Annotated in this window: 10 protein-coding genes; all 10 read right to left on the bottom strand. The window is 40.4% G+C overall.

The genetic code is table 11. The features are described 5' to 3' along the window. Window positions 1-53: 53 nt before the first annotated feature. A complete protein-coding gene (locus JN080_RS10325; protein ID WP_256235901.1) occupies window positions 54-839 on the bottom strand; it encodes an enoyl-CoA hydratase-related protein in 786 nt (261 codons plus the stop codon). 12 nt (window positions 840-851) lie between these two features. Continuing rightward, window positions 852-1,703: a 3-hydroxybutyryl-CoA dehydrogenase gene (locus tag JN080_RS10320; protein WP_256235900.1), complete on the bottom strand. Its 852-nt coding sequence runs from the start codon at window positions 1,701-1,703 to the stop codon at window positions 852-854. A gap of 169 nt (window positions 1,704-1,872) precedes the next feature. Beyond that, complete coding sequence (locus JN080_RS10315; RefSeq protein WP_256235898.1) at window positions 1,873-3,954, bottom strand: (Fe-S)-binding protein; 2,082 nt, start codon at window positions 3,952-3,954, stop codon at window positions 1,873-1,875. A gap of 74 nt (window positions 3,955-4,028) precedes the next feature. Continuing rightward, window positions 4,029-5,003 carry an electron transfer flavoprotein subunit alpha/FixB family protein gene (locus JN080_RS10310; RefSeq protein ID WP_256235896.1) on the bottom strand — a complete coding sequence of 325 codons (975 nt, stop codon included), beginning with the start codon at window positions 5,001-5,003 and terminating at the stop codon, window positions 4,029-4,031. Between the two features lie 15 nt (window positions 5,004-5,018). Then, complete coding sequence (locus tag JN080_RS10305) at window positions 5,019-5,789, bottom strand: electron transfer flavoprotein subunit beta/FixA family protein (protein ID WP_256235895.1); 771 nt, start codon at window positions 5,787-5,789, stop codon at window positions 5,019-5,021. A gap of 170 nt (window positions 5,790-5,959) precedes the next feature. After that, window positions 5,960-7,099 (bottom strand): acyl-CoA dehydrogenase, encoded by a 1,140-nt coding sequence (locus JN080_RS10300; RefSeq protein WP_256235894.1) that lies wholly within the window; start codon window positions 7,097-7,099, stop codon window positions 5,960-5,962. A gap of 529 nt (window positions 7,100-7,628) precedes the next feature. Next, a complete protein-coding gene (locus tag JN080_RS10295) occupies window positions 7,629-9,278 on the bottom strand; it encodes a sigma-54 interaction domain-containing protein (protein WP_256235893.1) in 1,650 nt (549 codons plus the stop codon). 62 nt (window positions 9,279-9,340) lie between these two features. Further along, a complete protein-coding gene (locus JN080_RS10290; protein WP_375141631.1) occupies window positions 9,341-10,507 on the bottom strand; it encodes a M20 peptidase aminoacylase family protein in 1,167 nt (388 codons plus the stop codon). A 106-nt stretch (window positions 10,508-10,613) separates the two neighbouring features. Next, the gene (locus JN080_RS10285) at window positions 10,614-11,117 is read right to left on the bottom strand and encodes a GNAT family N-acetyltransferase (protein WP_256235891.1); all 504 of its coding nucleotides are present in this window, start codon (window positions 11,115-11,117) and stop codon (window positions 10,614-10,616) included. Window positions 11,118-11,336: 219 nt separating this feature from the next. Beyond that, window positions 11,337-12,926, bottom strand: coding sequence for a bifunctional metallophosphatase/5'-nucleotidase (locus tag JN080_RS10280; protein ID WP_256235890.1), 1,590 nt, complete (start codon window positions 12,924-12,926; stop codon window positions 11,337-11,339). Window positions 12,927-13,099 lie beyond the last annotated feature (173 nt).

The following is a 13,099-nucleotide window of genomic DNA, read 5'->3' as shown; positions in this document are numbered from 1 at the left end:
TTAGACAATCTTCTCTTTTTCTTTGTTCCATTCTTTTTTACTTTAAAATTCTATTATTCCCCTTTAAAACTTGGCTCGCGTTTTTCCAAAAATGCTGACATTCCTTCTGACTGATCCTTAGTAGAGAAAAGTGTACCAAATAATTCCGCTTCTAAGGACAATGCTCTTTCAAGGTCAAGATTTATGCCCTCATTTACTGCTTTCTTGCTGAAGCAGACTCCTAGTGGAGACTTGGAAGCAATCGTTTTCGCCAATTTGTTTGCTTCCTCGAGCACTTCAGAGGTATCGACAATCCGATTGACAAGTCCAATTTCATAGGCCCTTTCGGCATTGATTATTTCACCAGTAAACAAGATTTCTTTAGCAATGCCTGCACCTACAAGTCGGGCAAGACGCTGGGAGCCGCCGAAACCTGCCATAATCCCAAGTCCTACTTCAGGCTGACCAAATTTTGCCCTATTACCGGCAATCCGAATGTCACACGCCATTGCCAATTCACAGCCGCCACCAAGAGCGAAACCGTTTACTGCAGCAATGACCGGCTTTTTTAAGTTCTCAAGTTTTGAAAAGATTTTATTCCCTAAGGAAGAAAATTCGCGGGCTTCCAATACATCTTTATTTTGCATTTCCGATATGTCTGCCCCCGCAACAAATGCTTTTTCTCCGGCTCCGGTCACGATCACAGCACGGACAGTGGAATCCTTGTCAATCAAGTCGATTGCTTCTGACAGTTCCGTCAAGACCTCTGTATTTAGAGCATTTAAAAACTTGGACCTATTAATCGTAATAACAGCAACATTTTCAGCGACAGTACATTCAATCGTGTTAAATTCTCTCATTATTTCTCTCCTTTAGTTATAGACATAAAATCCACGTCCTGATTTGACGCCAAGCCAGCCCGCCTCAACATATTTTCTTAGCAGCGGACATGGGCGATATTTGGGATCTCCAAACCCCTCATACAATACTTCCATGATCGCCAGGCACGTGTCTAACCCAATATAATCTGCAAGTGTTATCGGTCCCATTGGATGATTGGCACCGAGTTTCATCACTTCGTCAATTCCTTCCGGAGTGGATATCCCTTCATATACGGTGTAGATTGCCTCGTTAATCATTGGGATCAGAATTCGGTTAACAGCAAAGCCTGGAAAGTCCTTAATAGCCACGGGCACTTTTTTCATTTCCTTAGCCAGATCTTCAACAATCGAAAATGTTTCTTCTGATGTCGCCAGTCCGCTATTGACTTCCACTAGTTTCATAACTGGAACAGGGTTAAAGAAATGCATCCCAATCACCTTCTCAGCCCTTCTTGTTACTGCAGCAATTTCTGTTATTGGCAGGGAAGAGGTATTCGTAGCGAGAATAGTATTTTCGGGTGCTATTTCATCCAGCTTGCGGAAGATCTCAAGCTTAATCTCCTTATTTTCTGTCGCAGCTTCAATCACCAATTGGACGTCTTTTGCATCCTCTAGATTCGATGAAACCTCTATTCTGGAAAGAAGCGCTGCTTTCTCTTCATCCGTTTTCCGTCCTTTTTGGATATCACGATCCAACTGCTTTGTGATTTTCGCCAATCCTCTTTGAACAAATTCTTCTTTCATATCATTCATTACCACCTGGTAGCCTGTTTGTGCAAGTACTTGTGCGATTCCGCTGCCCATTTGACCCGAACCCACTACCATGACCTTTTGAATTTTCATCAATGAATTCCCCCATTTTCTTTATTCGTGATATGCACTAACAATCTTTCGAATATTCAAAAATCAAAAAGCAAACTCTCCTCTCTATTCATGATGGTTTATATGAGCGTTCTCATTTGGATGATTATCATTTTGTTATCACTGGTCATAAACAACCTGATAACACCATTTAAACGAGTGATCTTTCTAAAATTTCCACAACATCTAAAGTTTGAACCTTATCGTCAACTTCTTTTGCCTTTGTTCCATCACTGATCATCGTTAAACAATATGGACATCCGCTGGCAATCATCGTTGGGTTTGCTTCAAGTAGCTGTTCGGTTCTAGCTATATTAATACGGGTGCCTGCCTTTTCCTCCATCCACATGCGTCCCCCTCCAGCACCACAGCACATTGCTGTTTCACGATTCCGTTCCGCTTCAACAAGCTTAACTCCTGGAATTGCTTTTAAAATTTCACGAGGTGCATCATACACTTCGTTGTAGCGCCCCAAATAACAAGAATCATGGAAAGAAATCGCTTCGTTCACTTGATTTTTTGGCGTTAATTTTCCCTCTCTTATCAATTGGGAAAGCAACTCAGTATGGTGATAAACTTCGGCTTCTAAGCCAAATTCAGGATATTCATTTTTCAACGTATTATAGGCATGAGGATCGATGGTCACAATCTTTTTAACGTCGTATTTTTTAAAGGTTTCGATATTGGCTTTGGCTAACTCCTGGAATAAAAACTCATTACCGATTCGGCGTGGTGTATCCCCGGAGTTCTTTTCTTCATTACCCAAGATAGCAAACTTCACACCTGCCAGGTTCAGCACATGTGCGAAGCCTTGGGCAATTTTTTGACTTCGGTTGTCATAGGAACCCATTGAGCCCACAAAGAACAGGTATTCAAATTCTTCTCCTTGTTTTTTCAGCTCTTTTACTGTTGGGACATTGATATGTTCCTGACCATCACGCCAATTTTGCCGTTCCTTTCGGTTTATCCCCCATGGATTCCCTTGCCGTTCAATGTTTGTCATCGCACGCTGGGCATCAGGATCCATTTTCCCTTCTGTCAAAACAAGGTAGCGGCGCAAATCTATAATTTTATCAACATGCTCATTCATAACGGGACATTGATCCTCACAGTTGCGGCAAGTTGTACAGGCCCAAATTTCTTCCTCTGTAATGACATCGCCAATTAAACTGATATCCGTTTCCAGGGCGGCGGCTGCTTCACTTGCTCCTAATCCTTGTAATGCTAATTGATTACCACGTGTTTGTTGAAACAAGGACGCCGGTAGCCATGGCTGTTTTGAGGTAACGGCTGCTCCTTTTTCTGTCAAATGATTGCGCAGCTTTAAAATTAATTCCCGTGGTGATAACATTTTTCCTGTTCCAGTTGCCGGACACATGCTTGTACATCGTCCACACTCAACACAGGCATAAAGGTCGACCAGCTGTTTCTGATTAAATTCTTCTATTTTACTGACTCCGAAAGCTTCTTGGGTTTCGTCTTCAAAATCAATCGTTGATAATTGACCGACCTTATGTGTACGACCTAACCAAACATTGGCAATCCCAGCAATTAAGTGGGCATGCTTACCCTGTGGAATATACACTAAAAACGCCAGTAAGAATAAGAGATGTCCCCACCAAAATACAAAGAACAGAGCTCCAGCAACCATTTGCGGCAGCCAGCTGAAAGCCATAGAAATGGCTGCAGCAATTGGTTCTGACCATGTTGCCTCATGTCCATGCCAGACCAATTCCATTCCATTTGCGAATAATGTACAAATCATTAAGCCAGCTAATAATAGATAGACAAGCCCAGCCAAAAACCCTCGTTTTAGACGAACAAGTTTTTCAATATAACGGCGGTAAAAACCCCAATAAACACCAACTAGAATGACTAAGACAATGATTTCCTGAAAAAAAGTAAAGACCGGGTAAAGTGGGCCTAATGGAAGATGAGATCCAGGAGCAAGACCCTTCCAAATAAGATCAATCGCTCCAAACTGGACAAGCAGGAAGCCATAGAAAAACATGACATGGATCGCACCGCTCTTTTTGTCTTTGAGGAGCTTTTTTTGTCCGAACACATTGACAAACAGGGCATTGATTCGTTCTTTCACCGTCCGGTTAAACTCCGCTTTTTTTCCTAGCTTTATATACTGAATACGGGTTTTTACAAGTGTAGCAAATAGGTAAATCGCGTAGCCAGTTACGATCATGAATAGAATTATATTTACTAAAAGTAACGCTTTCATTTAAATCCCCTTTAAGTAAGTAGTAGTAGCTTAACCCCCATCACATCTTTCTTGGGATCAAACTATCTATTAGGTTAGCTAACAGTTATACTCTTTAACTCTTCAATCATTAATGGCAATACTTCAAACAAGTCGCCAACAATCCCGTAGTCAGCAATACTAAAGATGTTAGCTTCCGGATCCTTGTTAATGGCCACAATGATTTTAGAGTTTGACATTCCTGCAACGTGTTGGATAGCTCCCGAAATCCCACAGGCAATATAAAGATCCGGTGTAACCACTTTACCTGTTTGACCAATCTGGAGGGAATAATCGCAGTACTCGGCATCACATGCTCCACGGGAAGCACCCACTGTGCCTCCTAATAAATCGGCTAATTCTTGAAGCGGCTTAAATCCATCTTTGCCTTTTACACCCCGCCCTCCAGAAACAATTATTTTTGCTTCCGAAAGATCAATACCACCTGCTGTTTTACGAACAACCTCTTGAATAATGGTTCGTAAATCTTTGATTTCCACATCCATTGATACCACATCCCCTGTACGGGATCCGTCTTTCGCTAGTGGATCAATATTATTAGGACGAATCGTTGCCAGAATAAGCCCTTCTCGAACGACGAGCTTTTCGAAGGCCTTACCAGAAAAAATCGGGCGAATGAATGTAACCTCTTTATCATCTGTTTCAAGCCTTACTGCATCTGAGATTAATCCTGATTTAAGTTTTGCCGCGATACGGGGTGATAGATCTTTTCCGACTGCCGTATGTCCTAAAATGAATGCTTCCGGCTTTTCTGCAGTGATAACTTGCATTATTGCTTGGGAATAGGCATCCGGTGTATACGATTGTAACTGATCGTTTTCAACGGTTATGACACGATCGGCACCATAATGAATGAGATCATTTGCTAAATTTTTAACATTACCCCCAAGAAGTACCCCTACTATTTCCCCTCCGTCCGCAACCTGCTTAGCTGCAGCGATTGCTTCAAAAGAAACATTGCGCAATTCACCATCGCGAATTTCTCCGAAAACCAATACTTTCTTTTCCAATATAATCTCCTCCGTTTAAATGATTTTCGCTTCTGTTCTAAGCAACCGAATAAGTTCATTCACTTGTTGATTGATTTCCCCTTTAAGTACTTTCCCCGCTGCTTTTGCAGGTGGTGAAAAGATGTCTACCGAGCTTATTTTTGCTTGAACGTCATCCTCATCTAAATCTAAATCATCCAATTCCAATGTTTCCAGCGGCTTTTTCTTCGCCTTCATGATTCCCGGTAAAGAAGGATAACGAGGTTCATTTAAGCCCTGCTGGCAAGTAACAAGTACGGGAAGAGCTACTTCTGCTATTTCAAGATCACCTTCAAGATCGCGTTCAATTGTTGCTTTATTCCCGTCTACCGTAAGCTTCGTAATCATTGTTACCGCTGAAATTCCAAGCTCTTCAGCAAGGCGAGGTCCTACCTGTCCGGTTCCGCCATCTACGGTTACATTCCCGGCCAAGATTATATCAGGCTCTTTATCTTTTAAATAAGCAGCTAAGATAGTCGCAGTGGAGAATTGGTCACCTTTTGCAACGTCTTCATCATTGATAAGAACGGCTTTGTCAGCCCCCATGGCAAGTGCCGTTCGAAGTTCCTTTTCAACTTCTTCTTCCCCAACTGTTACGACCGTTACTTCTCCGCCATGGGTTTCTTTTAATTTTAGGGCTTCTTCAATCGCATATTCATCATAAGGATTAATAATAAAGGTGGCACCGTCTTCACTAACTTGACCAGCTTTGATGATGACTTTTTCTTCTGTATCAAAGGTGCGTTTCATGATCACAAAAATATTCATATCTATTCCTCCTCATTTGGTTTGGCGTCCTCTTGCAAAAAAAACTTCTAATTACGGTCACCAATACCGGTTCTTAGTTACCCGAATGGCTCCTTCCGGCTAATAATACCTGACCAGTTCTTGAGGGTAATCCCCTTGAACTGGTCTTATTCAAACGCTACAGGCTTTTCCTATTTAGTGAGCATCCGGGAAATAACTAAGCGTTGAATTTCTTGAGTACCCTCGTATATTTGTGTAATCTTCGCATCACGCATGTATCTTTCAACTGGATAATCCTTTGTATATCCATAGCCTCCGAATACCTGAACCGCTTCCGTCGTTACTTTCATCGCTGTGTCACCGGCAAAAAGCTTGGACATCGCTGATTCTTTACCGTATGGAAGACCTTCTGATTCAAGCCATGCAGCTTGATAAGTTAACAGCCTTGCAGCTTCTACATTTGTAGCCATATCAGCCAGCTTAAATGCCACTCCCTGTTGCACACCAATCGGCTTCCCGAATTGCACGCGCTCTTTTGCATAATTAGTGGCAGCATCTAGTGCTCCTTGTGCAATCCCGACCGCTTGGGCAGCGATCCCATTGCGTCCTCCATCCAGTGTCATCATCGCAATTTTGAAACCTTCCCCCACATCTCCTAATACATTTTCAACAGGAACTTTACAATCTTCAAAAATGATTTCCGTTGTAGGTGATGAACGAATGCCGAGCTTGTTTTCTTTCTTTCCAATTGAGAATCCTAGGAAATCACTTTCAACAATAAATGCAGTAATTCCTTTTGTTTTTTGTGCGGGATCTGTACTAGCAAACACGATATAAATATCAGCGACACCGCCGTTTGTAATGAAAATTTTGGATCCATTGAGTAAATAATGATCTCCTTCAAGGCGGGCTGTGGTTTTCATTCCACTTGCGTCAGAACCACTTCCAGCCTCTGTTAATCCGTATGCACCAATTTTTTCCCCTTGGGCCATTGGACGCAAATACTTTTGCTTTTGTTCTTCATTCCCAAACTTATAAACAGGCCATCCCCCTAGTGAGGTATGTGCAGATAGCATAACTCCAACAGATGCATCCACACGTGATAATTCTTCAACGGCAATACAGTAAGCTAAAAAATCGCTGCCAATGCCACCGTACTCTTCCGGCCATGGTATACCTGCTAATCCAAGCTCAGCCATCTTGTCAAAAATGGAGCGGTCAAAGTGCTGTTCCTCATCCCTTTGTGCAGCTGTAGGTTCGACTTCATTTTTAGCAAAGTCACGAACCATTTTTCGAATCATTTCATGTTCTTCTGTCAATTTAAAATTCATTTTTATCCCCCATTTTATAAAATTTGTACTCTAAGAGCTCTGTTGGAAAAAACTCTTAAATAGCTTTCAAGCCAGCCTTTCAAGAATACCCGCAATCCTTTTTTTCAGGTTACAATAGTATTAATGCAAGTTCCGTGCCAAGGCTAAAAAAGAGGGAAAAATATAAATAGGTATGATCAATCCTTGCTCAAATAAAGGCTTAAAATGTTGATTCTTGTCTAAAATAGTCGTATTGTATTAGCTATTAACGAGCATGGGTTCTAAAAAAATAGTAAATGTAAAAGTACTACTTTAAAATGAATACGAATAATCACTAACTGTTTGGTTTACCTTGCATTTTATTCAGAAATACCTAAAAACTGTAAGCATTTCCTTACACTATCTCGTAATATAGAAATTTTGTGTATTTATTATGAACAAACATTTCGATTTACTGATAAGTCCCCACTCTTTGCGTACGGGAAATTATTCAAAGCAAAGAGGATGTCGCATAGGGGGCAACCCCTTATACGACATCCTCTTTTTTAATTCATAAATCGTATTTATTCATTTTTTCATAGAGAGAAGTTCGGCTGATCCCAAGATGTTTTGCTGTTTCGGATTTATTTCCACCCATCATATTTAAACACTCAAAGATCGTACTGCGTTCTGTCTCTTCGACCACTTTAGCCAAAGGGCGAACCGAATACTGTTGTTTATATCCGGTAATTTCTTCAGGCAAATGCTTAGCTGCAATGAATTCCCCTTCATCAACCATATTTAATGCCCGCTCAATCGTATTTTCAAGTTCGCGAATATTTCCCGGCCAGGCATAGCGGCAAAGTAAATAACCGGCCTGCTCGTTTATTCCCTTTGCACCTTTCTTCATCAGGTTTTGGTATTTTTCTAAAAAATAGCTTGCTAGAATTTTAATATCTTCCGTTCGCTCTTTTAATGAAGGGATTGTAAGTTGGATGACTTTTAATCGGTAATATAAATCTAACCTAAATTCCCTTTTGGCCACCATTTCAGTTAGATTTCGGTTTGTTGCCGCAATAATCCTAACATCAACGGGAATGGTACTAGTGGCACCGACTCTTTCAATTTCTTTTTCTTGTAAAACCCGTAATAATTTCACCTGCATATGCAGTGGAAGCTCGCCTATTTCATCAAGAAAAATGGTTCCACCATCGGCAACTTCAAATTTCCCTATTTTTCCGCCTTTTTTTGCACCAGTAAATGAACCTTCTTCATAGCCGAAAAGCTCTGATTCGATGAGTTCTGCCGGTATAGCGGCGCAGTTAACCTTTACAAATGCTCCCATTGAACGGCGGCTATGATTATGAATCGAATGGGCAAACAATTCTTTACCTGTACCACTTTCTCCTACTATCAACACATTTGAATCACTTTTTGCTACTTTTCCAGCTTGATTTTTGACCTCTATAAAGGCAGGACTATCCCCGATTAAATGATCTAACGTATAGTAAGCTTTGTTTCTTGCGTTAATGATTCCTTTGCTTTTATTTAATTCATTGGTCAGGGACTTTAGCTTTTTTGTTAAGGCAGTTACCTGATCCAAATTATTGAACAAGACTTTCCCGACTGCACCAACTGTTTTTCCTTGCTTTAATAATGGCGCCCTTGTCGCAATTATAAAGTCTTTTCTAATTTTTTGCGGGTCCGCTACCTCTAAATTACCAGTTCTTGCTACAATATGCATACGGGTATTTTCGATCACTTCTGTCACATGCTTTCCGATCGAAAGAACTTGGTCAACACCGAGAAATTCAGCAAAAGATCGGGTCAAAATTTGAATGTATCCTTCTGGATCAACGACAACCATGCTGTCATCGGCAATTTCGCTTAAGTCTTTTAAAAGAATTTCCTCAGATGAATCAAAATCATTATTCTTTGAAAAAATGAAGAAATAATACTGATATTCCTCTTCAAAAATCTTTACCACTTCTTTTTTAACAATTCCCTTTCTGCCATTCAAATGAAAGGGAGTATTCACTTCTGGAACAAGGTTTTTATTAATCAATGCCAAAATTTGAAGTTTGAATTGTTCCTCAGTAAAAGCTTCTGATAAAAAACGGTTAGTTAGCACGATGCTTTTGTCATTTCTCGTTATTAAAATTCCCAAAGGCAGCTTATCTAAAAGCTCACTCAAAATGTCAGTTAAACCAACTTTAGTCATGATAGGTCATTTCACCATCCCCTTTAAAACTAGTCCCTCTTAATTCTACTTTTGTGTTTTTGTTAGTAAATAATTTCTTTTGTTTCCCATTGATCTAATACTTTTATAGAAAGATTTGAAAAGTAATTTGCTGCCACAAAGAGAGCATCTTCATTTAATGTAAAAGCTGGATGGTGCCATTCTTTTTGACCATCAGTCCCCATCCAGACAAAAAATCCTGGCAGTTTGGTTTGATAGTAGGCAAAATCCTCCCCGGCTGCACTCTGTACCGCTCCCACTACATCGTATCCAATCTCCAGTGCTGCTTCTCTAGCAACTTTTGTAAAAGAAGGGGAATTATTCACAACCGGGGTATAGGAATACCAACGGAAATCAGCCTTTGCTCCAAGTCCACAAGCAACACCTTTGACCGTACGTTTCATTAGTTCAGGAATGACTTCTCGAGCTTCATTTTGGAAAGTACGAACGGTTCCTTCCATCATTGCTTTTTCTGGTATAACATTCCACGTATTTCCCGCATGCAGCTGTGTTACACTGATCACAGCATTTTGAAATGAGCTTAGATTACGGCTGACAATGGTTTGTAAAGCAGTTATGATCTGGCTAGCAGCAACAATTGGATCAATGCTGTTATTCGGAATCCCCGCATGGCCACCGACCCCAACAACATCAATTTCAAATCGATCAACACTTGCCATTAAGGCACCTTCACGGACTCCAATCGTTCCAACTGGCAAATCCGGCTTATTATGCATGCCGAAAATAGCTTCAACACCTTTTAATGCACCAGCCTCTTCAATAAGAACAGCTCCTTGTGCAATTTCCTCAGCTGGTTGAAAAATCATTCTTACGGTTCCTTTTAATTCACTGCGGCGTTCCAGCAATAAAATGGCTGCGCCAATCATCGATGCGGTATGGAAATCATGACCACACGCATGCATGACCCCGTCGTTCTTCGATGCAAACGGCAAGCCGGTTTGCTCTTTTATCGGCAATGCATCAATATCCGCTCGCAATGCAATCGTTGGCCCTGGTTGGTTGCCAACTATCTCTGCAATCACACCTACCTCCAATGGAAAATCCAAAACTGGAATGTCTGCTTCATGAAGCCATTGGCGGATTCTCTTAGACGTTTCAAACTCCTTCATGGATAGTTCTGGATGTTCATGCAACTCTCTTCGGTATGCCACGAGTTTCTTTAATAGTCGTGTTTGCTCACCTGGAATCATCATATTTCCACTCCTTCTTTCTATGTCTAAATTAAGAAGAGAATTATTAAGAAAGTGATTTGCTGACACCTTTCTTGTTTGAGTAAATGTATTCGAAGATTTTGGTTTAAAAAGAAATTCGAAATGCCTTCACTATAATACCATCATCAGTCGGTTCAAAGTCGTACTGAGGTAATCGTTTAAAACCAAGATTCTCATATAACTTTATAGCACTTTCCATAAAATCTGACGTATGTAGTCCGATGGCTGGGGAGCCTTTCATTTTCGCTCGCTGAATACATTCAGTAATCAGTGCTGTTGCGACCCCTTTTCCTCGGTCTTCTGGTGATACTGCCAGCATTCGTATTTCTGGATCCTCAAGTACATCGGCAATTAATCCTTTGTATGCATCCGTTTTAGGTGGAAACAAAACAACACTTCCCACTATTTCGCCTTCTATCACTGCTACTATTTGTTCAACACCAGGCTGTGTATCCGCATCAGACGCGATGGCCTCTCTTAAAACATTCCAATGTTCCTCTGGAATTTTCGAGGCATGCTCCATGTATGCGTTTATTCTTTGTTCTCTGATATAAGATCGTTCATCCTCCACAGCATCCCGTATAATCACTGCTCCATCATCTCCATGTATTTATTTTTCATTCTAACAGAGTCATCATCAAAGGGCTTTGAAAAAGCTACCTATGATACGTATTAATCAGTATCCTAGTATTGATCCTTTTTATTCCGTATCTCCTTTTGAGTTCAAATTTTGTAAAAAAAACAAACAAAAAGGACTTCAAAATTCGAACTCCTTTTTGTTTGCGCCCATCCATTAAAGTGCTTTACCTTAATGGAGAACAATTTTGCGCGGGTACTTTTGTTGTATATAGTCTTTAAGTGAAGTAACCACTAGTGGACCGAATTCTACGATTCTACCTTGTTTAAATGCAGTAAAGTCATCGCCTCCTGAAGCTAAATAATTACTTACCGCAACTTCATATTCCTTTGTAGGCTGTAGGTCTTGGCCATTCATGTCTTTCACCGCAATGATACGTCTGCCAATTGGGGCATTCGGATCCCAACTATATGTTAAACCAACAGTTTGCAACAAATCATTTTCCTGATCTTTTCTCCACTGCTGTTCCAATGCAAGTTTTATTTGGTCTCCTGTTAAAATCACCTTTCTGATACTATGGCCAAAAGGCAAGTCTGTATAAAGGTCTTCTATCGTGATCTTCCCTTTCTTTAAACTTTGCCGCATTTCGCCCTGATGGACAAACGCCATCTCAACGCCCATGGCTTTCCGCTCAGATTCTCCAACCATTTTCGCTAACGGTGATTCACCTTTTGCATCTTCTATCCGTGAGATTTCTTCAGGAATTTCTCCGACGATTGTTTGAAAAGAGCCCCCCATTTTTTCTCGATATTTATTTAGAAGGCTGACCGTTTCTTGATCTGGTTCAATTTGATCATGAGAAGTGACAATAATCTTTGCTTCTTTCGAAATAACGTCTTTAGTTTGACGGTCAATTTTAAGATTTACTTGAGAAAAAGCTTTTCCATAAGAATAAGCTTGAACAATCAGCTTACCGTCAACAACGGTATTGGCATAATCATGGCTATGACCGGCAAAAATGACATCTACCTCTTTATCAATTTTTGGTGCCATCTGGACTAGATATTCTTGCGGAAATGCTCCTGTCTGATCCGATTTAGCTGAAACATGTGCCAGTACAACAATTGCTTTAATCCCTTTTTCCTTTAATAGCTTAACGGTTCGGTTAATCGCTGAAACTTCATCCGTAATTTCTACTTCTTTTCGATTTTCAGGGAGGACATACAAGTTGGTCTCAGTTGTGACTACCCCGATAAATCCAATATTGATGCCATCAATTTGTTTAATCACATAAGGAGGTAACAAAGGGGCACCCGTTTTTTTATCGATAATGTTTGCCGAAATATAAGAGAAATTGGCACCCTGAAAATACCCTGTTTTTCCATGGAATCCTCCATAAATAAGGCGTTTCATTTCATCTACACCTTGGTCTAATTCATGATTCCCAGGTGTCCCGACATCAAAATGGAGAAGATTTAGAAATTCAATCGTAGGTTCGTCTTGAAACAGAGATGAAATTGGCGGACTTCCTCCCACCATATCACCAGCATGAACAAGGAGGGTATTTTGATTTTCTTGTTTGTATTTTTTTAAATAGGCAGCTAGGTACTCAGCACCTCCCGCTTTTGTTCCGGATACAGTTTGATATTTGTTTAACTGGCCGTGGAAATCGTTAACGCCTAACAATTGAACTTGAATGTAGTTTTTGGATGTGGGTTGATTGCTGGTGGGTTGATTGGATGATAATGCGGTTAATCCATAGGTTCCTGAAATGATAAACGCCAAGATAGACAAAGAAGATATGACCTGAAATTTAGACAACTTCTCGATCCCTCCCTCTAAGATGTACCTCTAGGATAACGCTGGAAGTTTATATCCATATAAAGGGTTCGTAAAGTTTTTATTACAAGTTATGTAATATTTTATTATTATTTCCATGTAATAAAAAACAAGTAGACTTGTCTAAAATAACACTTTGTCTACTTGCCGATGCC

Origin of the sequence: Bacillus sp. EB600 (assembly GCF_024494385.1) — a bacterium.
Classification (GTDB): Bacteria; Bacillota; Bacilli; order Bacillales; family Cytobacillaceae; genus JAEVLT01.
The sequence above is the reverse complement of the archived record's forward strand: the minus strand, read 5'-3'. Positions and strand labels throughout refer to the sequence as shown.